17 protein-coding genes are annotated in these 25758 nt (G+C 70.0%); 9 read left to right on the forward strand and 8 right to left on the reverse strand.

Features of this window, described 5'->3' with window-relative positions; all coding sequences use genetic code 11:
• Positions 1–79: 79 nt before the first annotated feature.
• The 5 genes from GQ464_RS08290 to queC all read right to left on the reverse strand — a co-directional run bounded on the left by GQ464_RS08290 (position 80) and on the right by queC (position 7444).
• The gene (locus tag GQ464_RS08290; RefSeq protein WP_341481829.1) at positions 80–1711 is read right to left on the reverse strand and encodes a SpoIIE family protein phosphatase; all 1632 of its coding nucleotides are present in this window, start codon (positions 1709–1711) and stop codon (positions 80–82) included.
• The gene (locus GQ464_RS08295; protein ID WP_228350724.1) at positions 1603–3783 is read right to left on the reverse strand and encodes a PAS domain S-box protein; all 2181 of its coding nucleotides are present in this window, start codon (positions 3781–3783) and stop codon (positions 1603–1605) included. The genes GQ464_RS08290 and GQ464_RS08295 overlap by 109 nt, the downstream gene beginning before the upstream one ends.
• A gap of 105 nt (positions 3784–3888) precedes the next feature.
• Positions 3889–6063, reverse strand: a complete 2175-nt coding sequence (locus GQ464_RS08300; protein WP_262899691.1) for an amino acid permease — start codon at positions 6061–6063, stop codon at positions 3889–3891.
• Positions 6064–6399: 336 nt separating this feature from the next.
• Positions 6400–6609, reverse strand: coding sequence for a hypothetical protein (locus GQ464_RS08305; RefSeq protein ID WP_166978879.1), 210 nt, complete (start codon positions 6607–6609; stop codon positions 6400–6402).
• Between the two features lie 151 nt (positions 6610–6760).
• A complete protein-coding gene (gene queC / locus GQ464_RS08310) occupies positions 6761–7444 on the reverse strand; it encodes a 7-cyano-7-deazaguanine synthase QueC (RefSeq protein ID WP_166978881.1) in 684 nt (227 codons plus the stop codon).
• Positions 7445–7553: 109 nt separating this feature from the next.
• Between queC and queF the strand changes: the two genes are divergently transcribed.
• Complete coding sequence (gene queF, locus GQ464_RS08315; RefSeq protein WP_166978883.1) at positions 7554–8054, forward strand: preQ(1) synthase; 501 nt, start codon at positions 7554–7556, stop codon at positions 8052–8054.
• 33 nt (positions 8055–8087) lie between these two features.
• Here queF and GQ464_RS08320 read toward each other — a convergent pair whose 3' ends face one another.
• A complete protein-coding gene (locus GQ464_RS08320; protein WP_166978885.1) occupies positions 8088–9377 on the reverse strand; it encodes a serine hydrolase domain-containing protein in 1290 nt (429 codons plus the stop codon).
• A 70-nt stretch (positions 9378–9447) separates the two neighbouring features.
• Positions 9448–9852 (reverse strand): hypothetical protein, encoded by a 405-nt coding sequence (locus tag GQ464_RS08325; RefSeq protein WP_166978866.1) that lies wholly within the window; start codon positions 9850–9852, stop codon positions 9448–9450.
• 225 nt (positions 9853–10077) lie between these two features.
• Here GQ464_RS08325 and GQ464_RS08330 point away from each other — a divergent pair, with 225 nt between their 5' ends.
• The 8 genes from GQ464_RS08330 to GQ464_RS08365 all read left to right on the forward strand — a co-directional run bounded on the left by GQ464_RS08330 (position 10078) and on the right by GQ464_RS08365 (position 24765).
• Positions 10078–12675: a tetratricopeptide repeat protein gene (locus GQ464_RS08330; protein ID WP_166978887.1), complete on the forward strand. Its 2598-nt coding sequence runs from the start codon at positions 10078–10080 to the stop codon at positions 12673–12675.
• A gap of 54 nt (positions 12676–12729) precedes the next feature.
• A complete protein-coding gene (locus GQ464_RS08335; RefSeq protein WP_166978889.1) occupies positions 12730–13638 on the forward strand; it encodes a DUF58 domain-containing protein in 909 nt (302 codons plus the stop codon).
• A 142-nt stretch (positions 13639–13780) separates the two neighbouring features.
• On the forward strand, positions 13781–14500 hold the full coding sequence (locus GQ464_RS08340; protein WP_166978890.1) for a DUF4159 domain-containing protein: 720 nt from the start codon (positions 13781–13783) through the stop codon (positions 14498–14500).
• 41 nt (positions 14501–14541) lie between these two features.
• A complete protein-coding gene (locus GQ464_RS08345; protein ID WP_228350725.1) occupies positions 14542–15600 on the forward strand; it encodes an AAA family ATPase in 1059 nt (352 codons plus the stop codon).
• 77 nt (positions 15601–15677) lie between these two features.
• Complete coding sequence (locus GQ464_RS08350; RefSeq protein ID WP_166978892.1) at positions 15678–17747, forward strand: vWA domain-containing protein; 2070 nt, start codon at positions 15678–15680, stop codon at positions 17745–17747.
• A 150-nt stretch (positions 17748–17897) separates the two neighbouring features.
• Positions 17898–21218, forward strand: coding sequence for a DUF4175 family protein (locus GQ464_RS08355; RefSeq protein WP_166978893.1), 3321 nt, complete (start codon positions 17898–17900; stop codon positions 21216–21218).
• 155 nt (positions 21219–21373) lie between these two features.
• Positions 21374–23692 (forward strand): glutamine amidotransferase, encoded by a 2319-nt coding sequence (locus tag GQ464_RS08360; RefSeq protein ID WP_166978894.1) that lies wholly within the window; start codon positions 21374–21376, stop codon positions 23690–23692.
• A gap of 83 nt (positions 23693–23775) precedes the next feature.
• Positions 23776–24765, forward strand: coding sequence for a hypothetical protein (locus GQ464_RS08365; RefSeq protein ID WP_166978895.1), 990 nt, complete (start codon positions 23776–23778; stop codon positions 24763–24765).
• Between the two features lie 50 nt (positions 24766–24815).
• On the opposite strand, the gene GQ464_RS08370 is transcribed toward GQ464_RS08365, so the two are convergent.
• The gene (locus tag GQ464_RS08370; protein WP_166978896.1) at positions 24816–25745 is read right to left on the reverse strand and encodes a branched-chain amino acid transaminase; all 930 of its coding nucleotides are present in this window, start codon (positions 25743–25745) and stop codon (positions 24816–24818) included.
• Between the last annotated feature and the right edge of the window lie 13 nt (positions 25746–25758).

Here is a 25758-nt window from a genome sequence, read left to right on the forward strand (position 1 = left end):
GGCGGCATGATAGCCCCTGGCCGTCTCTTTTCCAAGCTCGGGGGGGGAAGGGGGATGCCGGGAAACGGCATGGTGCGGTTCAGGCGGAACAACGCCGCAGGGCCAGCAACGTCAGGTCGTCGGCGAGGGGTGCCCGCCCGGCGAACGCGTGGACGGCCCGTTCGATCTGGTCGAGCAGACCGGCGGCGGCCGGAGCCGGCGGGAGGAGCAGCGCCAGCAGGCGCTCTTCCGTGAAGAAGTCCCGGGCCTCGTTGCGGGCCTCCGTAACCCCGTCCGTATAGGCCAGGACGGACTCGCCGGCGGCCAGGATCGTGCCCTCCACGTTGAACGGGGCGCCGCCGATCAGGCCCAGCGCCGGGCCGGTCGGCGCCAGGCGCCGGAGGCCCCCGTCGGCCCCGAGCACCACGGGCGGCTCGTGCCCGGCATTGACGTACTGCAACACACCGGAAACGGAGTCAAGCACCCCGAAGAAGACCGAGGCGAACATGTGGGCTTTCTTGTGGACACGGGTGATGTAACCGTTGGTGGAGGTAAACACCTCGGTCAGGACGGCCTCGTCGGACCGGGCGGCGTCCCCGGCTCGTTCGGCGGCCGCCCGGAGCAGGCTCTGGAAAAGGGCCATGAAAAGCGCCGCGCCCACGCCCTTGCCGGAGACGTCCGCGATGAGGAACGCGAGGTGGCCGTTTGGCAGCTCGAAGGCGTCGTAAAAATCGCCGGCCACGCGCCAGACGGGATGGAAGCGAACGGCGAGTTCCCAGCCCGGCGGCTGCGGCAAGTCGGCCGGTAGCAGGCTCCGCTGGATCCGGCGCCCGAACTCGAGCTCGCGCTCCAGGCTCCGGGCATAGTGGCTGGCCCGGACCCGCGCCTGCTCGGCCTCCTGCCGGGCCTGCTCCAGTTCCTCGGCATGCCGCTTCTGTTCGGTCACGTCGCGGAAGAACCAGATGCGCCCGTAGTGGTCGCCCTCGCTGCTGACGACGGGGGCCGTGTAGCGGTCGAAGACCCGCCCGTCACGCAGGAGGATCTCGTCCCGGGCTTTTTCCCCGGGGTGCCGGTACAGGTGTTCGACCCGGGCCCGGAACGTCTCCGGATCCTGGAGTTGATCCAGCACGGCCGCAATCGCCGCTTCGTCCGAGCGGGTGGTCATAACGTCCGGCGACAGCCCCCACATCTCGACGAAGCGCTGGTTGTACGAGAGGATCCGTCCCTGGTCGGAAACCACCAGGATGCCGTCGATGGAAGCCTCGCCCTGCGCTTCGAGCAGCGTCTTCTGCAGGCGCAGCGTGGCCTCGGCCCGCTTGCGCTCGGTGACGTCCCGGGAGTTGACGACCATCCCCTCGCCGGGCGCGTCCGCCAAGAGCGCCGTACCGACGGATTCGATGATGCGCCAGGAGCCGTCCTGGTGCCGGAACCGAAATTCAGCGGTGACCGGTACCCCCGGCCGTGTGAGCACCTGCTGGAAAAGGGTCCGGGTGGCGGGCTCTTCGTCCGGGGAGAGGTAGTCGAAGACATTCTGGCCGATCATCTCTTCCGGGAGATACCCCAGCATCCGGGTGACGGCCGGACTCTGATAGCGGACGACGCCCCCGGCATCCAGGATGGAGATCAGGTCCGAGGCATTCTCGATGAGCCGCCGGAAGTGCTCTTCGCTGCGCCGCAGCGCGGCTTCGGCCTCCACCCGATCCGAGATGTCGCGGGCGACGGCGATGACCACGTCCTGGCCGAAGTAGGTCGAGCGCTGGAGCACCACCTCTTTCGGGAAGCAACTGCCGTTTTCGGGAAGCAACTGCCGTCCTTGCGGCGTCCCCACCAGTCGAAGCGCTGGGGCTCACCCGCGACGGCCAGGCGGAAGCATCGCATCGTCTCCTCGACGTCCACGCGATCGGAAGCGGCCAGGAGGGCAGGCGTCTGGCCGATGATCTCGTCGCGTCGATACCCGTAGGCCTGCACGACGGCTTCGTTCACGTTCAGGAAGCGACCGTCGAGGTCCTGAACGTAGACGAGTTCGGTCAGGTTGTCGAAGAGGCTACGGTAGCTCGCCTCACTGGCACGCAGGGCGGCCTCGGCCTGTTTGCGTTCGGTGATGTCGATGAGCGCGGTCGCCACCGTCGGGGCGCCGTCGAAGACGAGGCGCTGCGCCGAGAGGGAAACCCAGCAGGGGGAGCCGTCGGCCCGCCTGATGCACAGTTCCAGGTCGCGCACGTACCCCTGCCGGCGCACGGTCTCGAGCACGCGCGGGCGGTCGGCCGGGTCGGTGTAGAAGTCCGGTGTCTTCTTGCCCACCAGACTGCCGGGTTCCGCCCCGATGAGCGTTTCGAGCCGGTCGTTGGCATAGAGGATGACCCCGTCGTCGAGCCGGCTCAGCAGCAGCGGCGTGGGACTGGCCTCGACGATGGCACGGAAGCGCTGCTCGGCCTGTTCCAGGGCTGCCGTTCGCTCGGCCAGCTCGGCGGTGCGGGCCGCGACGCGTTGTTCGAGTTCCTCGTAGGCCCGTTTCAGCGCCGCCTCGGCCTGCTTGCGCTCGTCGATGTTGCGAACGCTGGCCAGGATCCGGTCTTCGCCCCGGATGCGCACCCGGTGCAGGCTCACCTCCACCCAGAAGCGTTCGTCCGTCTTGCGCCGGACGAGCCACTCGAAGCGCTGCGGCTCGCCCCCGGCGGCACGCCGGATGCGGTCCCAGGCATGCCCGGCATCGAAGGGCGGGCGGCCGTCGCTGATCCCGCCGACGCCGAGCGCCTTCAATTCGTCGAGGGTACAGCCGTGCAACTCACAGGCCTTGCGGTTGGCGTCAAGGATCGCCCCGGTTTCCAGGTCGTGGACGAAGATGGCGTCGCTGGCCAGCTCAAAGATCGTGCGGTAGCTCTCCTCGCTGGCCCGCAGGGCCGCCTCGGCCGCCGTCAGGTCGGTCACGTCCTGTCCCGTGCCGATCATCTGGTGGGGGCGACCGTCGGGGCCGTGGACCACCGCCCCGCGGGCATGCAGCACCCGGACCGTCCCGTCCGGGCGGACGATCCGGTGCAGGAAGTCGTAGGGCTTGCCGCCGCGCCGTGCTTCCTCGATCCGGGCGAGCACCCGGGCCCGGTCTTCCGGATGCAGGTGAGCAATGAACACCGAGAAGGCGATCCGCCCTTTGTTCGGCGGCAAGCCGTAGATGCGAAAGAGCTCGTCCGACCAGATGACGTGGTCGCTGCCGATAGTCCAGCGCCAGCTACCGAGGCGTGCCAGGCGTTCGGCTTCGCTGAGCTGCCGCTCGCGTTCGCGCAGCGCCTCCATGGCCTCCTGCCGTGACTCCGCCAGGCGCATGTTCACGAGCGCGGTGGCCGCCAGCGAAGCAAGCACCTCCACCACCCCCACGTCCGCGTCCGTGTACCGGTCGGGGGTGAAGCTGTGAACGGCGAGGACGCCCAGTACTTCGTCCCCGGCCAGAACCGGCGTGTGGATGGCCGAACCGAACGGGTAACCGATGCCGGAGAGCGGGCCGTCCGGCGCTCCGGCATCGTCCGTCCGGTGCACCAGCACGGACCGGCGCTCGTGCACCACGCGTTCCCCCGGTGTACCGGCTGCCGGCGTCGCATCGCGGCCGGCAAAATCCTGAAAGGTGTGCGTGGCGGCGTCGTAGCCCAGGAGCATGAACGCGTCGGACGGAAGCACCTGGCGGCAGGCCTCCTCCAGCACGGACCGCAGGGCCTCCCGCGAGCGGGCACCGATCACACCGGCCGCCGCTGCGGAGACGACCCGCAGGCGGTCCGCCACCGACCGCGACGCATCCTGTAACTGCTCCGACATGGTTCGTTCGGGTTCAGGGACTGGAAACGCAGCACCGCGACACCGCTAAATCCTTTGACCTTACAACATAATAGCGTTCTTTGCGGCCGGAATCCATCATCCCGGTCAGGCCAGCGCACTTTCGCGGCCCGAATCGCGCACGAACAGGCAGGAGCTGCGCGTGCGGAACACGACCGTCTTCAGAAAGGCGGGATCGACCTCGCGCGGCAGCCCGAGGAGTTGTACATCGGCGCGGGGTGCTTCGGCCAGCCGTTCCAGAAACCGGCCGGTGTACACCCGGCATACGGCCCCCGGCGGCAGGCGGGCATCCTCGACGAGCCGCCGCAGATAGGCCCGGGCATTCGGCACCTCCTGCGGGTCCTCGCAGACGGTGAGCAGGCGCAACTCGCGCCCCCGCCAGTTTCGGAAGATCTGATAGGCCAGCAGCACCGTCAGATCTAGGTTGGCCAGCCGTAACCCGAGCTGCCAGGTCGGGCTCTGGTCCCGCACCCAGACGTTGAGGCGGTGCTCGTAGCCCAGGCCGGCCTCCGGGTGCAGGTAGAGCAGGGCCACGCCCATCTGGTGCGCCGCCGCCGTGTCGACGAAGTGCTGCAACGTCGGGGGGGCGTAGAGGTGGGCCAGTCCAAAAAGCACGTTGGGACGGAAGTAGCTGCCCCGCAGGACGGCCGCGCTCATCTGCACCCCTTTGGCCAGCGACGGGGCTTCGATCACCGTTGCCGTCGCATAGACCCCCTCCTGTTGAAACATCCGGGCCACCTCGGGCAGCGTATCGAGATCGTCCGGCCGGGTGGTTCCGGCGGGCGTGCCCGGGGAGCTTTCCGGCGTCCGGGCGGCAGGCAACGTTTCGGGTGCCTCCTCCAGGCAGCGGACGCCCACGATCTTGAGCGAGCCCTTGGGCTCGGTGAGCACACGCAGGAAGCGGAAGGTACCGTCGAGCTGGCTGCGCGAGGTCACCGGCACCAGCAGGTCCGGCTTCCAGGAACGCTCGTTGGCCTCTTCGGGCGTGCGGGCGATGCGCTTGGCCGCCCAGTCCGCCAGCGAGACGAAGATGCTGCTCCGGACGGTCTGCCACGGCGTCTGGAGCTTCCGGTTGGTCAGGTAGACGTAGATGCCGGCCACCAGGGTGAGGGCGATGAGGGCAAACGCGGGACTGATGACGAAGATGGCCAGCAGGCAGGCGGCGATCCCGAGCATCGGCACCCAGAGCGGGATGCGAAACAGGGGCCGGAACGAGATCATGCCGAGCCCCTGCTCGACGAGGATGACCAGATCGATCGTCAGATAGGTCAGCAGGTAGAACATCGTGATCAAGACCGCAATCCGGTCCAGGCTGCCGAGCAGCAGCGCCAGGCCGACGAGCCCCCCCGTCACGAGCGCGGCGTTGCGCGGCTCGCCGCCGGGGGTCAGCCGGCCGAAGAAATCCCGCCGGGGGATGATCCCCTGTTCGCCCAGCGCGTGCAGGACGCGGGGCGCCGCCACGAGCGAACTGAGCGTCGCGGTGAAGGTGGACGCCAGGATCCCCGCCAGCACGAGCTCCCCCCGGGCCGCCCGCTCGACGACGACCAGGTAGTTGCTCCGGAGCTCCTCGGGCGTCGCGACCAGGCTGTACCAGAGGGCCATGAACAGGTAAACCACGAGCGCCGTGCCCACGGCGGCCAGGGTCCCGCGCGGAATGCTTCGCCGCGGATCGGCCAGCGCCCCCGACATGCTGGCCCCCACCTTGATGCCGGTTCCGGCCGGAAAGAAGATCGCAAAGAGCACCCAGAACCCCCCGGCATCGAAAGGACCCCAGAGCTGCGGGTTGTGCAGGGGCTCCTGCCGCCCGATACCTGTCAGCCCCAGGACGATGGAGCCGAGCGAAACCAGGATGACGAACATCACCAGCCCCTGCAGCCGGAAGGCCAGCCGTGTCGAGATGAGGGTCGCCGTGAAAACCACCGCAAAGACGCCATAGGCCACCAGCAACTGCGGGTGATCGGGAAAAAGGTACAGCCAGGCCTCGCTGAAGCCGTAAATGTAGAGCGCCGCCGAGAGGGCCTGGCCGAGATAGAGCGGAATGCCGATGCTGCCCCCCGGCTCGAGCCCGAGCGACTGGCTGATGATGTAGAAAACCCCGCCGGCCCCCATGCGGATGTTGGTCGTGATGGACGAGAGCGAAAGAGCCGCCGTACCGGTGATGAGAAACGTCAGCAGAATGATCAGCACGGCTCCCCCCAGACCGGCCTGCCCGACGACCCACCCCTCGCGTAGATACATGATCACGCCGAGGATCGTCAGCACCGTGGGCCGGAAAACCCCCTGAAACGTCCCGAGCCCCCGCTGCTCCGAAGCCCTGCCGGCACGGAAGCGGGAAGCGAGACGACGCGCCCGGGAAACACGGCGTTCCGGCCCGGCGGCATCGGACGTGTCCCCTTCGCCGGACACCCGGGATATACCGGTCTCACCGGCCCGTGGGGACCGGGCGTCGGGGTGATGCTCGTCCATCGGAAGCGCGGGAAGGAGAAGAAAAGTGGGGGATTAACGTACGCCGGGCAGGAAGGATTCATGCGGCAAGGCCTGCCCGCGCCCCCCTGCCCGCCGCACCCCCGAACGACCTGCCGGAAAAGCCGCCCTGCTTCACACCACGATGTCGATATGCTTCGGGCCGGGCAACGCGGGAGACAACCGGCCGCCGGGACGATAGGTGACGGGCTCCGGCGTCTCCTTCGGAACCCGCCGGCGCCTGCGGGGCTCGCGACGCGGCGGACGCTCGCGCTGCCGGCGGTCGGGCTCGGCCGGCACCCACGTGACCCCGGTGGTCGATGCTATCTTATCAGGTGACGCCATAACTTTTTCAAAATCAGGCGGCTTTATGGAAAATATCGACCCCCGGCGACGCCGCTTAAACGACCGCATGGCACGATACCCCCCTCCCGCGCACGCCCCCCCGCAAGGTGCACCCGGCGAGCGCGGTCCGGCGGTAGCTGCACGCACCCCGTCAGATCCACCCCTTCGCCTTCGCTTCTTCGTAGCCCTTTGCACGGAGGATGGAGGCCGGGTTGTCGAGGCGTCCGTAGCCCCATTCGTTGTAGGTGGTCCGGTCGCCGTGGTAGTCCGTATGCGAGAGGTCGCGGACGATGTCGAGCACGCCCAGGTCGGCGGCCAGCTTCCACGTCTCCGCCTTCGTCAGATACATCAGCGGGGTATGGATGCGCAGGTCGACGTCGAGGGCGCGGGCGAGGGCCGTCTCCATGGCGTCGATGAAGGCGCGGCGGCAATCCGGATAGCCGGCGTAGTCGGTCTGGCACATGCCGCCGACGAGGTCGCGGATACCCCGGTTGTAGGCGTGTGCGGCGGCGACGGAGAGGAAGACGGCGTTGCGCCCGGGTACGAAAGAGGCCGGCAGGTCCGGGTTGCGCTCGTGCCGGGCCGAGACGTCTTTCTCGTGTTCGGTCAGCGCCGAGCCGTGAAGCATGCCCCGCAGGTCGACCACCGTGAACGGCACCCCCGCCCGTTCGGCGATGAGGCGGGCCTGCTCCAGCTCGACGCGGTGCCGTTGCCCGTAGTCGAACCCCAGGGTTTCGACGCGGGCAAAATGCTTTTGGGCCCAGAACAGGCAGGTGGTCGAGTCCTGGCCGCCGGAGAACAGCACCAGGGCCGGGCGTTTCAGGGTTTCGGACATAACGAGAATCGGCAGGAGAAGAAACCGGCCATCGCGGCACCCCCGAACTTCGGGGACCGGGACGGGTTAGAGGCCCGGTTTGTACCGACCATCGCAGGCCAAAAGATCCATGGGCACGACGGACCACGCGCTGCAGGAAGCCCTCGAAGCGCTCCAGGCGCAGGCGCTCGAATACACGCGCCGCTCGCTCGAACACATGGCACGCCACGGCATCCGCCCCGAAGGCCGCTTCGGGCTGTTTCTGCCGCCCGAGACGCGCCGGCAGGAGATCCACCGCCTGCCCTACGAGCACACCGCCCGGCAGGTGGTCGTCTACGAGACGGCACCCGGCGAGTTCTCCGCCCTTTGCCCCTTCTCCGGCCTGCCGGACTACGGCACCGTCCGCATCGAATACGTGCCGGGAAGCTGGATCCTGGAGCTGAAAAGCCTGAAATACTACCTTATCTCCTGGCGTAACATCGGGGCGGCCCAGGAGGACATCACGGCAATCATGTACGAGGACCTGATGCGCCACCTCGAGGATCCCGCCTACCTGGTGCTCACGACCGACTACAACGTGCGCGGCGGCATCCACACCGTCTGCACCATCGACAGCCGCACGCAGCGCTGAACCTCGCGGCGGTGGGCGCCCTGCCCGGCCGGGTCACTCCACGGGCGGCGGGACGAGGGCCTGGTAGACGGCGGCCTTGAACGCCTCGCGGAGGCCGCTCCCGTAGTAGGGGACCACCTGGATCATCAACACCAGCACCAGCCGTTCCTTCGGGTCGACCTCGTAAGCGGATCCATACGCCCCGCTCCAGCCGAACGTCCCCACCGAGCTGAAGCCGTTCGCCCCGAGCCGGTCCGTCGTCTGGAACCCGAGGCCGAAGCCCAGCCCGTCCTCGCTGTAGCGGGTGCCGACCTGGTTGGACGTCATGACCGCGACGGTATGCGGGGCCAGGATACGCACGCCGTCCAGGATGCCGCCGTTGCGGATCATCTCCAGGAAACGGGCATAGTCGCGCGCCGTCGAGAGGAGGCCGGCGCCCCCGGAGAAGCTGCGGCGCGGCCCGTCGACGTAATCGCCCTGGCCGCGCGGGCCGTCCGGCGCCCGCACCACCCGCCCGTCGTCGCCCGGTGTGTACACGGCCGCCAGGCGATCCCGTTGCGCGGGGGGGAGGTAGAAATACGTGTCGGTCATGCCCAGCGGTCCGGTCAGGCGTTCCCGGAAGAAGGCATCGAGGGGGCGGCCGCTGACGCGCTCGACGACGCACCCCAGGATGTCGGTGGCGTAGCCGTAGACCCAGCGGACCCCCGGCTGTTCGACGAACGGCAGCGTGCCGAGCCGGTCCATCGTCTCACAGATGGGTTCGTCCAGGTGGGCCGTGTACCAGCCGTAGGCTTCTCCGTAGCCCAGGCCCTGCGCCCGGTAGCGCGCCGCCACCCACGGCTCGCCGCCGTAGGAGATGCCGGCCGTGTGGGTGAGCAGGTCCCGGATGGTGATGGCCCGGCGCGCCGGCTCCAGCACCAGGCCCGTATCCGAGCGGACGGCGACCATCGTCCGCTCGAACGTCGGCATCCAGCGGCTCACCGGATCCTCGAGGTTGATCCGGCCTTCCTCCACCAGCATCAGGATGGCCGTACTGGTGAGGGCCTTGGTCTGCGAGGCGATGCGGAAGATGGTGTCCGTCGTCATCGGACGCCCCGCCTCACGGTCGGCCCAGCCCACGGCCCGCTCGTAGACGACCTCGCCGTCGTGCAGCACCAGCCCCACCGCCCCGGCCACCCGGCCCTCACGCACGTACCGCTCGAGCACCGAATCGACCCGGACCAGGCGCTCCGGGTCGATGACGTTCCCGGTGACCGGCACCGCCAGATCCTGCGCAAGCGCAGCCGCGGCGACGCCCATGCACAGAAGCATGAAAACCGGCAGAGACCGTAAGGCGAGGCGCATGATGACGCCGAATCGATGAAGACAGGGGGACAAAAGACGGTCGAAACGCGAGGAAGCCACCGGCGCGGCCTCACCGGCCGTGCTCCTCGTCGGGCATCGCGGTGGAGCCGGTCCACCCCGGCGGATCACTTGCGGGAAACGACTCTTCACCGGCCTCGTCGACCGGATCGATCGGGGCCGGCGTCTCGTCGTCCGAAGGCCGGCGCGACGAGCGGACACCGGACGGCCAGGGAGGGGCATCGCTGGCCGGAAAAGAGCCTTCTCCCGCCGTCTGAACCGGATCGGCGGTGCTTTCCGGAGCGGGTACGGTCGGCGCCGCGCCGGCGGGTACCGGATCCTCGGACCCGGTGGTCCACGCCGGCGGATCGCTCGCGGGAAACGACTCCGCGCAGGCTTCCTCCACGGGATCCCGGGTGAGCGGGTCCTGCGCTCCCCCGTTCCCCTCATCGACGGGTCTCTTCCGATCGTTCGTCATGGCGTCTGCTCCCTGGGATCAGTGCTTTTTCAGAAGGGTTCCCTCTTGAAACGGACGAAGCCGTACTCCGTTCTGATAGGGTCAGGGGAAAACCTTCCGGCGGCGTCCTGCGCCCTCGCCGGGAAAGGATCCCCGCAACTCCCGGCGTTTACGTTCGTTAGCCGGAGAACGCCGCCGGTTCCGTGCCCGGCCGCCACGGCCTTCGCTCACCCTGCCCGGTCTCCCATGAGAAGGTGTCGCCTGCTCGTTCTTGCCGCCTGCCTGATGCTCGTCGTGGTCCCCGCCCCGGCCCAGGAACCGGACCCGGCCGGTGCGGCGCTGCAGGCCGGTGACTACGCGGCGGCACGCACCCTGCTCGCCCGTCACCTCGACGACGGCGCCACCGAACACGCCCCCGCCTTCGCCGAGACGTTCCTCAAGACGGGGGCCTACGAGGAAGGCCTCCGGGCCGTCGAGGCCTATCTCCAGCGACGGGAGCGCGACCCCTACCTGCTGCACGCCAGGGGACGGCTGCTGGCCATGCTCGGTCGCTACGACGAGGCCGAGCAAGCCTTCCGCGAGGCACTCGGGCGCAGGCCCGACTTCTGGCGGAACACGGTCGAGCTGGGGCTCCTGCTCGAGCGCACCGGGCGCCGCCGGGAAGCCCTGCGGCTGTATGCGGCCGTCTACCGCCGCTTTGAAGAGAACGCCCTGCACACGGCCGATGACCTGGCCCAGGCCGGCCGGGCCGCCGCCCGCCTCGGTGCCTTCCGCGACGCCAACGAAGCCTTCCGTACCGCCTACCGCATCGACCCGAAGCACGCCGCCCTCCTGGGCTGGTGGGCCGATCTCTTCCGGGAAAAATACAACCCGGCCGACGCCCGGCGGACGTACGAGGAAGCGCTGGCCCTCCGCCCGCAGGACGCCGACCTGCTCACCGGCTATGCCCGCACCTTCGACGCCTTCGACCGGCAGGAGGCCCTCGCCCGGAAGGCGCTCGCCGCGAACCCGCGCCACGTGGAGGCCCTGAGCCTGCTTGCCGGCCTGCACCTGCTCGACGGCGACGACGACGCGGCCGCCGCCCGGGCCCGTGAGGCGCTCGCCGTCAACCCCCACGACCTGACGGCCCTCGGCCACCTGGCCGCCACGTACTACCTCCGGGGCGACTCGGCGGCCTTCGCGGCCACAGCGGCACGGGTCACCCATCCGGCTCCTGCTCCCTTCTACCTGACCCTCGCCCGCGACGCCGAGCTCCGCTTCCGCTACGACGATGCCGCCGCCTTCGCCCGCCGGGCCGTGACGGTGGCACCGGACGACGCGGCGACCCACGCCATGCTCGGCACCGCGCTCCTGCGCACCGGCTCCTTCCACGAAGCCCGTCGCCACCTCGAGATCGCCTACGAACGCGACCCGTTCAACCTGTTCGTCGCCAACACGCTGACGATGCTCGACATGGTGGACGAGCACTTCACGCGCCTCGAAAGCCCCCACTTCACCCTGCTCCTCCACCGAAACGATGCCGGGGTCCTCGGCCCGCTGGTGCTCGAACAGGCCGAGGCCGCCTTCGCCGACCTGGTCGCCCGCTACCCCTACCGCCCGCCGGGCAAGATCGTCCTCGAACTCTACGACGAGCACAGCGACTTTGCCGTGCGCGTGGCCGGGCTGCCGCACGCCGGGCTGCTCGGGGTCAGCTTCGGCGACATCGTGGCGATGGACTCGCCCCGTGCCCGAGCCGGGGAAGCCTACAACTGGGCCCGGACGCTCCGGCACGAGCTCGCCCACACCTTCTCCATCGGCGCCTCGAAGCACCGCGTGCCGCGCTGGTTCACCGAAGGCCTGTCGGTCTACGAGGAACAGCGCTTCCGCCCGGCCTGGGGCCGCGACATGGACCTCGAACTGCTGGCCGCCTTCGACCGGGGGCAGCTCCTGTCGCTACACGAGATCGACCGGGGGTTCACCCGTCCCACCTTCCCGGGGCAGGTCATGCTCAGCTACTACCATGCCGGGCAGGTCGTCGGCTTCCTCGTCGAGCACCACGGCTTCGAAGCCGTGGCCGCCATCCTGCAGGACCTGGGAGCGGGGCGGTCCATGGACGAGGCCGTCCGGGCCGCCACCGGGCAGCCGCTCGACGCCCTCGACGCCGCCTTCCGTGCGCACCTGCGCCGGGAGCGGTCCCGCCTGGCGGCCCTGCTCGAGACCCTGCCCGGCGATGCGACGGCCCCCGACTTTGCCGGCGCGCCGGACAACCCCTTCTTCCGGGCCCTCCGGGCCGGCCACGACGCCCTGCGAACCGGGCGCCTCGACGAGGCCGAAACCCGCTTCCGGCAGGCCCTGACCCTCTACCCGGACTACGCCCGCGACGCCAGCCCCTACCACGGACTCGCCGCCGTCTACCGCGCCCGGGCCGACACCGCCGCCCTCGTCGACATCCTCACCCGCTTCCTCGACGTGAGCGACGCCGGCGCGGCCGAAGCCCGCGAACTGGCTGCCCTCCACCGCGCCGCCGGCCGCACGGAGGCCGCCCGCCGCTACCTCGAGCGCACCCTCGACGTCGAACCCCTCGACGCCCCCACACACGCGGCGCTGGCCGAGCTCTACACCGAAGCCGGCGACCTGGAACGCGCCGTCCGCGCCCGGCGCGCCGTCGTCGCCCTCGACCCCGTGGACCGGGCCCGGGCCCTCTACCTGTTGGCCGAAGCCCTCTACCGGAACCGCGAACACGATGCCGCCCGCCGTACCGTCCTCCAGGCCCTCGAACTCGCCCCCGGCTTCCGCGACGCACAGCGGCTGCTGCTCCAATGCGTCGAAGCCGGCGAAAAAACCGGCACCGAGAAACGGGAATAGGCGGCCGGCAGGCGGATCCCCATTCCCGGCCCTCCCCCGCAATCCGAAATCCCGATGCGTCGTCCCACCCAGAACGCGCCCCGTTTTCTCCGGCCCGAGGTGCTCGCACGCATCGCCGGGCTGGAACTGCTGGCGCGCGGGGTGGTCGAGGGCTTCGTGGCCGGGCTGCACCGGAGCCCGTACCGCGGCTTCTCGGTCGAGTTCATGGAATACCGGCCCTACATCCCCGGCGACGACCCGTTGCGGATCGACTGGAAGCTCTTTGCCCGCTCGGACCGGTACTACGTGAAGGAGTTCGAAGACGAGACGAACACACGGCTGCACCTGGCCGTCGATGTGAGCGCGTCGATGGACTACGCCTCCGGGGCGGTGCGCAAGCGCGACTACGCCTTCATGCTGGCCGCCTCGCTGGCCTATTTCGTCATCCGGCAGCGCGACGCCGTGGGGCTGACGCTGTTCGACGAACGGGTCGTCGGCGGCCTGGCGCCGCGCAGCACCACGAGCCATCTGCGGGCCCTGCTCCGTCACCTCGAGCAGGCCGGCCCCGGCGCCCGGAGCGCCTTCGGCAAGCCCCTGCACGAACTCGCCGAGCGATGGCGCCGGCGCGGCTTCGTGGTGCTCGTCTCCGACCTGCTCGACGCCCCGGAGACGATCCTCGACGGCCTCCGCCACTTCCGGTTCAACGGGCACGAGGTCATCGTCTTCCACGTCCTCGACCCGCGCGAGGTCGATTTCGCCTTCGGAGACCTGGTCGAGTTCGAAGACCTGGAGACGGGCGAGCGACGCCTGGTGCAGGCGGACGCAGCGAGAACCGACTACCTCGCCCGCCTGCACGCCTACCTCGACCGGCTCCGGCACGGCTGCGCGCGCCTCGGCGTCGACTACACGCTGCTGACGACCGATCAGCCGCTCGACTACGCCCTGTTCAACTACCTGGCCGCCCGCCGGCGCTCCCTGCGATAAGCGAAGCCCGGTCGCCATGAAGACACGACGACGTTCAAAAGCGACGGATGGAAACGCGGCGTGCACACGCCGACCGGATGGGCCAGGCACCCGTGACGATCATAAACCCGAACCTGCAACCTCCCCCTGCTCAACCCGAACCGTGAAACCAGAACTCCATCCCGCGTGGCGGCTTCTGGCCGTGTTGCTGCTGCTCGGACCGAACGTGGCGGCGGCCCAGGGAGACCACGGCTTCCGGTTCGTCCGCATCCGGTACGAGGACGTGCGCGGCGAGGGACGGCGCTTCGGCGGGGCCGCCTGGGCCCACGACTACCCGACGGCCGAGCTCAACTTCTACGAAGCCCTCAACCGCACCACCCGGATCTACCTCGAAGGCCCGCCGCTCGTGCTCACCCTCGACGACCCCCGCCTCTTCGAGTATCCGGTGCTCTACCTGTGCGAACCCGGCTACTGGGAGATGACGGACGAACAGGCCGCCCGCCTGCGCCAGTACCTCGACCGGGGCGGCTTCATCCTCTTCGACGACTTCCGGGGCGAGTACGAATGGATCAACCTGGTCCGGCAGATGAAGCGCGTCTACCCCGACCGCGACTTCATCGAGCTCCCGCCCGAACACCCCGTCTGGCGGATCTACTTCGACATCGACCCCGTCGAGGCCCCCTCGCTCGTCAGCGGCGGCTTCTCGAAGTACGAAGACCGCTACCTGGCCCTCTTCGACGACGAGGGGCGCATGGTGGCCCTGGCCAACCGCAACCAGGACATCGGCGACGGCTGGGAATGGCCGGAGCAGAACTTCGACCAGGCCTCGACGATCAGCTTCCAGATGGGGATCAACTTCGTCATGTATGCCCTGACCCATTGACCGCACCGGGACCGTTTTTTCCACCCGCAAACCGCAAGCCCGTGACCGGAAAACCCACGCCCACCCGTACGCCGGCGTCCTCCGGGGCCGCCGGCACCCACCCTGAAGAAGCCCTGCTGGCCCGCCTGCAGGAAGGCCGGGCCGAGATCGAGCGCGAGCTGCGCCGCCGCATCGTCGGGCAGGACGACGTGATCGAGCTGGTGCTCGTGGCCCTGTTCGCCGGCGGGCACGTCCTGCTCACCGGCGTGCCGGGCCTGGCCAAGACGCTGCTCATCCGCTCCCTCGGCGAGATCCTCGACCTGTCCTACCGGCGCATCCAGTTCACGCCGGACCTGATGCCCGCCGACATCACCGGCATCGATATCCTCGAAGAGGACCGTGCCACGGGACGACGCACGCTTCAGTTCGTCAAAGGCCCCATCTTCGCCAACATCCTGCTGGCCGACGAGATCAACCGCACCCCGCCCAAGACGCAGGCCGCCCTGCTCGAGGCCATGCAGGAATACCAGGTGACCGCCGGCGGCGATCGCTATGCCCTCGAGAAGCCGTTCTTCGTCCTGGCCACCCAGAACCCGATCGAGCTGGAGGGCACCTACCCCTTGCCCGAGGCCCAGCTCGACCGGTTCATGTTCAACATCGTCCTGGACTACCTGTCGGCCGAGGACGAGCTGGCGGTGGCCCTGACGACGACCGAGCGCACCGACGAACCGCTCCGGAAGATCCTGAGCGGGGAAGACATCCTCACCTTCCAGCAGCTCGTGCGGCAGGTCTATGTGCCCCGCAACGTGGGCGAGTATGCCGTGCGGCTCGTGCGCAGCACCCGTCCCGCCGGGCCGGAGGCCCCCGACTTCGTCCGGCAATGGGTGAGCTGGGGCGCGGGCCTGCGGGCCATCCAGTACCTGCTGCTCGGGGGCAAGGTGCGGGCCGTCTTCCACGGGCGGTACAACGTCGCCGTCGAGGACATCCGGGCGCTGGCCCGGCCCGTCCTCCGCCACCGCGTGCTGACCAACTTTTTCGCCGAGTCCGAAAACGTCGACGCCGACGCCGTCATCGACCGCCTGCTCGAGACCGTACCGGAGCCGTCGTCCGGGCTGGCCTAGGGGGCGATGGTCCGTCGCCCGCAGCGTTGCAGGTTGCGGCGGCCTCCTCGATCCGAAACGCGCCATCCAAAGGAGCCATGTCCTTCCTGAACCCCCTGTTCCTGCTGGGCCTGGGTGCCGTGCTGGTGCCCGTGCTGGTGCACCTGGTGCGGCGGGTGCAGGTGCGGCGGGTACCGTTCAGCACCCTCATGTTCCTCCGGGCCACCCCGGTGGAGCGGGTCCGGCGCCGGCGGTTTCAGGACGTGTTGCTGATGGCGATACGGGCAAGCCTGCTGGTGCTGCTGGCGCTGGCCTTTGCCCGGCCGTTCATCCCGGAGGAGGCCCTGCCGTTCCTGCCCGCCCGCACCGATGCCTCCGTGGTGCTGTTGATCGACCGGTCGTACAGCATGCGCTACGGGGACCGGTTCGAGCGGGCGAAGGCCGAAGCGCTCCGCCGCCTCGACGCCGCCGGGCCGGACGACGAGCTGGCCGTCATGGCCTTTGCGGACGACGTGCAGGTGCTCGCCCCGCTCACCACCGACCGGGCCCTCGTCCGCAACGTCATCGAACGCCTGGCGCCGTCCTACCGGCCGACCGACTTCTACGAGCCGCTGCGCCGGGCCGGCGAGCTGCTCCGCGACGCCCGCCACGAGACGCGGCGGATCGTCCTGATTTCGGACTACCAGCAGAACGGCTGGGGGGCGGCCTTCGACAACTGGTCGCTCGACCCCGGCCTTGCCTTCGAGACGCTGTCCGTGGCCGAAGGCGAGGTCGACCACGTCTATCTCGAGGCCGTCCGCCTGACCGGCCGCCGCACCGGCGAGGTGGTGGACGTGCACCTGGCCGCCCGCGTGGCCGCCCGGGGGACCCGCGCCGGGGCGGACCTCACCGCCACCCTCTCGCTCGACGGCGCCGAGACCTACCGGCAGCGCCTGTCCCTGCCGGCCGGCGGGCAGCTCGCCTTCCGCCATCGCTTCACCCGGCCCGGCACCTACCAGGGCACGCTCGCCCTCGACGCCGCCGACCCCCTGCCCGTCGACGACCGTTACTTCTTCACCCACGCAGTAACCGAACGGCCCACCCTGCTCCTCATCGACGAGGCGCCGCGCGGCACGCGCCGGGACGCTTTCTTCCTCGAAGCCGCGCTGGCCCCCGGCGACGAGGCCCCGTACCGCCTCCGCACCGGCCCGCGGGGACGGCTCACCCGCACGGAGCTGAACCCGGCCACCGCCGGCGCCGTCCTCCTCCTGAACGTGCCGGCCCTTTCCCCCGACCAGATCAACGCGCTCCGGGCCTTCGTCCAAGGCGGCGGCGGGCTGATCGTCTCCTTCGGGGAGGCCACCGACCCGGAAGCCTTCGTCCCGGCCCTCCAGGCGCTCGGCATCGGCACCCCGGCCGGACGGATACGGGCGCGGTCCGTGCAGGCCCAGGATGCCCTCCTTGCCGAAGTCGACCTGCGTCACCCGATCTTCAACCTGTTCGCCGGAGACACCGGCGTCATCTTCCGCCCTGTCTTCCGCACCTACCTGCGGGTCGTGCCGGACACCGGCGCCGTCGTCCTGGCCCGGTACGACACCGGCGACCCGGCGCTCCTCGAGCGGCGGCTCGGGCGCGGGGTGGTGCTCGCCTACACGTCCACCTTCAACACGGACTGGACCGACTTCCCCGTGCACGAGCTGTACGTGCCGTTCGTCCATGAACTCGTGCGGTACGCCGTGCGGGAGGAAGCGGCGCGCCACACCTTCACGGTCGGGGAGCCGGTGCCGCTCGAAGGTCGCCCGGGCGACGTGTGGGAGGTCCGCACGCCGGACGGCCGCCTCCTGCGCACCGACCCGGTCGGGGATACCGGGCGCACGTTCTTCCGTGAGACGGAGGTGCCGGGCCACTACAGGGCTGCCCTCGGGCGAACGACGTACCGGTTCTCCGTGAACGTGAACCCGGTGGAGTCCGACCTGACGGCACGCGATCCCGAGGAAGCCTATGCCGCCGTCGTGGCGCCGGCCACGGCCCCCGGAGCCGCTGCCGCCTCCCCCGCCTCCCGATCCCCGGTCGATGCCGAGCGCAGGCAGAAGCTCTGGCGCGTGTTGCTGCTGCTGGTGCTGGCCCTCCTCGCCACCGAGACCTACCTGGCCCACCGGCGCAGGCCGTCGCGGCGCGTCGAGCGCTGAAGGCGCCACGATGAAGCCCCGGGAGGCTGCACGGCAGAGCGAGGCGTCCCCGGGGAAAAACCCGTCGCCCCGGCCGGGATCCAGAACAATCCAAACGTTTGACGTTCAATATTTCAAGGCGAATGCTCCACGCACGAAAACGCGACAGCCATGCCCCCTTCTTCCACCTACCGGATCCAGACCCTGGTCGATGACGTGCGCCGGCGCTGGCGGCGGCGGGCACTCCTGCAGGGCGGCGCCGTGGCCGTGCTCGTCCTGCTCTTCTTCGCCACCGCGTTGCTGCTGCTCCACACCCGGCTCGGCGCGCCGCCCGGGGTGCTGGCCGTCGTCGCGTTGCTCGGGCTGGTCGCGCTGGTGGCGGTCGTGGTGCGGCTCGTGGTGCGCCCCGGCCTGCAGCGGCTCTCCGACCGGCAGATCGCCCTCTTCATCGAGGAGAAGATGCCCGACCTGCAGGACCGGCTCAACAGCGCCATCGAGGTGAACGCGGACGGTACGCTGCGCCGGACCCATCCCGCGTTGCTGGACCGCCTGGTCGACGACGCCGCACAACAGGTCAGGGCCATTGCGCCCGCCACCCTCATCGACCGGCAGCGGGCACGCCTGCTGGCCTTCGCGGCGGCCGGTGCCGCCACCCTTTTCCTCCTCCTGGGCTACACCGCCCTCGACGACCTCCGCCTCGCCTTCCTCGGCGCGGGCCGCTCCGTCTTCGCCGCCGACGTGCCCTTCATGACCGTCTCGCCCGGCAACGCCGAGGTGGAGCAGGGCGGGACGCAGGAGGTCATCGTCGCCTTTCGGAGCGAGACCGGCCGCGAGCCCGTGCTCCACTTCCGCGAGGGCGACGGCCCCTGGCAAGAGGCCACCATGACGCGCGGCGCCGATGCCACCCGCTTCCTCCACGCCTTCCTGGACATCCAGGCGTCCATCCGGTACTTCGTCACCCACGGCGACCTCCGCTCGGAGACCTACACCCTGGCCCTCTATGAATTCCCCGCCGTACGCCGCATCGACCTCCGGTACGACTACCCCGCCTACACGGGCCTGCCCGCCCGGCTCGAGGAAGACACGGGCGACATCGAGGCCCTGCGCGGCACCACCGTCACGCTCACCGTGCACACGAGCGGCACCGTCGAGACGGCCGAGGTGGTCCGGGCCGGCGGCGACCGGCTGCCCCTGACCCCCCTCGGCGACGGGCGCTACCAGGGCCGCCTCACCGTCGACGCCCCGGACACCTACCTCATCAGCCTCACCGACCGGCAGGGCAAGCAGAACAAGTTTCCCGAAGAATACCGGATCGAGCCGCTCGACGACGAGAAACCCCTCATCACCATCACCGACCCGCAACGCGACGTGCGGGCCAACGCCGTCGACGAGGTGCGCGTGGCCGTGACGGTGACGGACGACTACGGTGTGCAGGCCGTGCGGCTCCGCTACCACGTCAACGGCGGCGAGGAACAGGTGGTAACGCTCGCCGAACCCGGACGACGGCAGGCCACAGGGCCGCGTGACGCGGCCAGGGTGCAGGCCGAGCACCTGTTCTTCCTCGAAGACTTCTCGCTCGAACCCGGCGACGTGATCGCCTACCACGTGGAAGCCACCGACGGCCGCCCGGGCGGCGAAGCCGAGGTGACGGACCTGTACTTCATCGAGATCATTCCCTTCGACCAGCAGTTCCGGCAGGCAGCCAACGCAGGCGGCATGCCGGGACCGCCGCAGAGCGGCATCGTGCTGAGCCAGCAGCAGATCATCGCCGCCACGTGGAACCTCCAGCGCCGCCGCGGCACCATGACGGATGAGGCCTTCGCCGAGGCCGCCCGCGGGCTCGTGCAGGCCCAGCGCACCCTCCAGACCAGCATCGAGGAGCGCATCGGCAACACCGCCTTCTCGCTCGAACTACGGGCCAGCGAGCGGGGACGCCAGATCGTCGAGCACCTGCGCGCGGCCGTGACGGCGATGAAGGAAGCCGTGACGTTCCTGGAAAAACCCGACCCGGCGGGCGCGCTGCCGCCCGAACAGCGGGCCCTCAACCACCTGCTGAAGGCCGATGCCCTGAACGAAGAACGCCAGGTGGCCCTGAACCGCAACGGCCAGGCCGGCGGCGCGGCCACCGAGGAACGCATGACGGAGCTGATGGACCTCGAACTCGACATCGACAAGGACAAGTATGAGCTGCGCCAGGAAAACCCCTCCGGGGGCGGCAACCCGGCCCTCGACGAAACGCTCCGCAAGGTGCAGGAGCTGGCCCGGCGACAGGAACGGCTGATGAACCAGACGCAGGCACCGCAGGCCGAGACGGACCGGCGGCGCGAGGTCGAGCGGCTGCGGCGCGAGCAGGACGAACTACAGCAGCAGACCCGGCAACTCGCCGCCCGCCTGCAGCAACAGCAACGCAACGGAACACCGGGCGCGGGCGCCGCCCGGGAAAGCCTCGAACGGGCCCTCGAACGCATGGACGAGGCCGACGACGCCCTCCGCCGGGGCGACGTGCAGCAGGCCATGGCCCGCCAGCAACAGGCCCTCAACGAACTCGACCGCCTCCGCGACCACCTCCGGCAGGAAGGCAACGAAAACCTCCGCGAACGGCTCCAGCGCCTCGCCCGCGGCCTGGAAGACCTCCGGCAGCAGGAACGCACCCTGGGCCGCCGCCTCGACGAGACCCGCGCCCGCCTGCAGGCCGGCGCCGGCATCACCGACGCCGACCTCGACCCGCTCCGCGAACAGCGGCAAACCCTCCGTGAGACCCTCGGCCGCCTCGAACGCGAAGCCGAAGACCTCGAACGCCAGAGCCGCAACCGGCACCGTGACCTCGCCACGGCCCTGCGCAACCTCACCAGCCAGGCCCGCCGCGACGGCCTCGACCGCCTCCTCATGAACTCACAGCAGGCCCTCGAACAGGGCTGGCTCGACTACGCCGACCGCCTCCAGGACGAGATCGAGCAGGCCCTCGACCGCCTCGACACCCGCCGCCTGGCAGACCACCTGCCGGTCACCGACGAAGAACGCCTCGCCCGCTCCCTCGACGACGTGCGCCGCCTGCGCGAACGCCTCGACGCCCTCCGCCCGAACGGCCAGGACAACCCGCAGGCCGGGCAAAACCCGGACGGCAACGGCCGGCCGGGACGCGCCGACGCCGCCCGCATCCGGCGCCACCTCGAACAGGCCCGCGAAACACTCCAGCGCCTCGGACGCAACCTCGACGGCAACCCCGGCCTCGAACGACCGCTCCGCGAACTCCAGACCACCCTCGCGGACCTCTCCCACACCGGCATCCGCCTCGAAGGCGACGCCGCCCGCGCCTTCTTCGACGAAAAGGTCTTCGCCCCACTCTCCCGCCTCGAACAGGCGCTCGAACGCGAGCTCGACGCCCTCGACCTCGACCGCAAACTCTTCGGCGCCCGCAAGGACGACGTCCCGCCCCGGTACCGCAGCCTGGTCGAGAAGTACTACGAAACCCTCGCCAAAACGAAGAACTGACGGGCAGAGACACACCGGGCCGGTTGCTCCCAGCACCGCCTGGCGCGTAGCCCGCCCGGCATACGCCGCGAAAAAACCGAAACGCCAGCCCCGCAACCCGCCCGCTCCACGCCTGCAACCCGAAAGAACCCGAACCCCGAAACCTTCCCCCACCCATGTTCGACGAGCTTTTCAAGTTCAGCCGCGTGCAGTTTGCGGAAGGGGAGGTCGGCTTTCAGGTCGGAGCGGGGGGGTACGTCGTCGGGGTGTTGCTGCTGCTGGCGCTCGCGGGGCTGGCGGTGCTCTATGCACGCACGCGGGGTTATCCTTCGAAGCGGGCGAAGCTCGTCTCCGGCACCCTCCGGGGCGCCGCCGTCCTCGTCCTGTTCCTCCCGCTCTTCGAGCCCGTGCTCGTCATCCCCGACGTGGTGCCGGACGAAAACTTCGTCGCGGTGATCGTGGATGCTTCCGAAAGCATGAACATCCCCGACGGGGTGCTCGGCGAGACCCGTTTCGACGATGCCCGGCAGTTGCTCTTCGACCCGGAGGAAGGGCTCGTCCCGGCCCTCGAGACGGTTTTCAAGCTCCGCTACTATACCTTCGGCCGCGCCGCCGCCCGCGTCGACAGCCTGCCGCCGCGCCCCGGCGACGACCGTACCGACCTCTCGGCCGCCCTGGATCGCGTGCTGGCCGACTTCCGGGGGGTGCCGCTGGCCGGTGTCGTCCTGCTCACCGACGGCGGCGACAACAGCACCGGCGTCCCGCTGAACCGGGCCGAGGCGCTGCGCGCGCGCGACGTCCCGCTGCACGTCATCGGCCTGGGCCGCGAGGCGTTCGACGTCGAGCGCGAGTTGCTGGAGGCGACGGTGAGCAAGAGCGTCGAACAGGGCACCGGCGCCGAAATCGAGGTGAAGGTACGGAGCTGGGGTCCCGAACCCGAACCGGTCACGTTCAGCCTCTACCGGGACCAGACGCGCGTCCTCTCGGAGAGGCGCCCGCTCAAGGGAGCAGGGCGGATCGACCAGTTCGCCCTCTTCTACGAACCCGATGCCCCGGGGGCAGCCGTCTACACGCTTCAGGTGGAACCGGCGCGGGGGGAACCCAACGGAGAGAACAACGCCCTCGACGTGCTCATCGACCCGCGCACCGACACCCTGCGCGTGCTCCATTTCGACAACCTCCGGCGGGATTTCAAGTTCATCAAGCGGGCCCTCGAAGGGGATCAGGTCGTCGCCTTCACGTCCGTCGTGCGCACGGGTACGGGCAAGCTTTACCGGCAGGGCCTGCGGTCGCCGGAGGAGCTGGCCGGCGGCTTCCCCGCCACGCAGGCCGAGCTGAACACCTACGACGTGGTGCTCGTGGGCGACGTCGAGGCGTCCTTCTTCACCCCGGAGGCCTTACGTATGCTGGAGCGGTTCGTCCGCGTGCGCGGCGGCGGCTTCCTCATGCTGGGCGGGCGCAACAGCTTCACCGAAGGCGACTATGACCTCACCCCCGTGGCCGACCTGCTGCCCGTCGAACTCGACCCGGAGCGTCGCCAGGTCGTCCCCACGGCCTTCTTCGACCCCGAGCGGCCCGTCTTCGACCCCGCCCACCCGGAACAGCGGCAGGGCTTCGCGTTCGTCCCCACCGCGACGGGCTACGAAAGCCCCATCCTGAAACTCGCGCCGGACCCCGCCACGAACCGGGCCCGCTGGGCCACCATGCCGCCGATGACGAGCCTCAACCTGCTCGGTCCCGTCAAGCCCGGCGCGACGGTGCTGGCGGAAAAGCCCGGGGACGACTTCGGCCCGCGCGAGCCGCTGCTGGTGGTACAGCGCTACGGCAAAGGACGCACCGCCGCCCTGCCCACGGCCAGCACCTGGCGCTGGCAGATGCTCCTCGACGCCGCCGACACCCGCCACGAGCGCTTCTGGCGCCAGCTCGTACGCTGGCTGGCCGCCTCCGCCGCCGGGCGCGTCGCCCTCGACCCCGGCGGCGACCGTTTCGTCCCCGGCGACCCCCTGTCGCTGGCGGTCACCGTCGTCGATGCGGACTACGAGCCGGTCCCGGAAGCCACCGTCACCGCGCAGGTTACCGGCCCGGCAGGCGCGGACCTCCCGCTCGCGTTCCGCCCCGCCCTGGGCGAGCCCGGCACCTACACGGCCACCTTCGTCCCCGAAACGAGCGGCGTCTACGAGGTCGAGGTCTCAGCCCGGCAAGACACGACCCTGCTCGGCACGGACACCCGGAGCCTCCTCGTGGCCCCCTCCCGGCGCGAGTACTACGACGCCACACTCAAACGCGGCTTCCTGGAAAGCCTGGCCGGGGTCGCCGGCGGGGCCTACTACACCCCCGCCGACGTGCGCGACCTGCCCGACCGGCTCCGCAACCGCCGCACGAGCACGTCCATCTTCCACACCGAGTACCTGTGGGATATGCCCCTGGTGTTCCTCCTGGCCCTGGCCCTGCTCTCGGCCGAATGGTTCTATCGCCGCCGCAAAGGCTTGCCCTGACGTCGATGCTCTCTCGCCGCTTTCCGAAATGCTTTCACGCCTTCGTGCCTTCGCGGCACCGGCCGCCGCGGACGTGCCTGGCAATGCTCCTGCTTGCGCTCGCGGGCCTGTGCCCGGTGGAGGAAGTGGGCGCACAGCCCGGCGCGCGGTACGCCGTGCTCATCGGCGGGCTGGGCGGAAGCGCGGAGCACACCGAGACGTTCAAAGGCTACCTGGCCGCCGCCCACGCCGCCCTCACCGGTCCCCTGGGCTTCCCGGAGGACCACGTCGTTACGCTGGCCGAGCCGGCCGCGGCGGACCTGCCCTTCGTCGATGGCGTCTCGCAGGCCGAGGAGATCCGGGCCCGCTTCGCCGCCCTCGCCGCCACGGTGACGCCGGACGACCACGTCTACGTCTTCCTCTTCGGCCACGGCAGCTTCGACGGCACGCGGGCCCGGCTGAACATCCCCCGCCGCGACCTCGACGACGCGGACTACGCCGCCCTGCTCCGGGCCCTGCCCGCCGGGCGCCTCGTCTTCGTCAACACCGCCCCGGCCAGCGGGCCGTTCACGCACACCCTGGCCGGCCCCGGCCGCATCATCGTCACCGCCACGCGCACGGGCACCCAGCGCAACGAGACCCGCTTCCCCGCCTTCTTCGTCGAAGCCCTGACCGACCCCGCCGCCGACCTCGACCGCGACGGCAGCCTCTCCGTGCGGGAGGCGTTCGTCTACGCCGCCGAACGGACGGCCCGCTGGTATGAAGAAGGCGGCCACCTGGCCACCGAACACGCCCTGCTCGAAGACGACGGCGACGGCGAGGGCACCCGCGTGGAAGACCTCGACGCCGGCCCCGACGGGCGCCTGGCCGCCGTCACCTACCTCCGTCGCCCGGCCCCCCTCGCCGCCGGCGGGACCACGCTCCCCGGCGCCACGCCCGAACGCCTCCGCACGAAAGCGGACCTCGAACGCGCCATCGCCGACCTCATCCGGGAGAAAGCCAGCCTGCCCGAAGCCGCGTACTACGCCCGCCTGGAGTCGCTCTTCGTCCGCCTGGCCCGGCTCAACGACGTGCTCGAAGGCGAGCGAAACTGATGCCCGTCGTCAGCGCCGGAGGCCCGCCCGCGCCCGTCGCCTACCGGCCGTCACGCCACGTTCTCCGCTACCGGGACCGGCGTGAGCCAGCCGTAGGGGTCGTTGCCCCTGTGCACGATGTCGAAGAAGGCCTCCTGCAGCGCCTTCGTGACCGGGCCGCGCCGGCCTTCGCCGATGGTGTAGTGGTCCACCGAGCGGATCGGCGTGATCTCGGCGGCCGTGCCGGTGAAGAACAGCTCATCGGCGATGTAGAGCGCCTCGCGCGGGATCAACTTCTCCTCCACCGTATAGCCCAGGTCGCGGGCCAGCGTGACGACCGCGTCGCGCGTGATGCCGGGCAGAATCGCGAGCCCCACCGGCGCCGTGTAGAGCGTGCCGTCACGGACGAGGAACAGGTTCTCCCCGCTGCCCTCGGCGATGAAGCCGTCGACGCTGAGCATGATCCCCTCGGTGTAGCCGCCGAGCACGGCGTCCATCTTGGCCAGGGCCGCGTTGAGGTAGTTGCCGCCCGCCTTGGCCAGCGACGGGAAGGTGTTGGGCGCCATGCGGTTCCAGGACGAGACCTTCACGTCGACGCCCTGCTCCAGCGCCTCGGCGCCCAGGTATGCCCCCCATGCCCACACGGCGATCACCGTCTCGACGCGGTTCTTCAGCGGGTTGACGCCCAGGCTGCCCATCCCGCGGAAGACCAGCGGGCGGATGTAGCATGCCTCCAGCCCGCTCCGCGCGATCGTCTCCATCGTGGCAGCCTCCAGCTCTTCGAGCGAGTACGGGATCTCCATCCGGTAGATCTTCGCCGAGTCGATCAGGCGGCGCAGGTGCTCACGCAGGCGAAAGACGGCCGAACCTTTCTGCTCGGTCTTGTAACAGCGGATGCCCTCGAACACCGACGAGCCGTAGTGCAGGGCATGAGAGAGGACGTGCACCGTCGCTTCCTCATAGGGGACGAGCTTGCCGTTGAACCAGATGGGGTGCTCCATGGATCTCCGAGGT

This window comes from Rhodocaloribacter litoris, from assembly GCF_011682235.2.
Classification (GTDB): domain Bacteria; phylum Bacteroidota; class Rhodothermia; order Rhodothermales; family ISCAR-4553; genus Rhodocaloribacter; species Rhodocaloribacter litoris.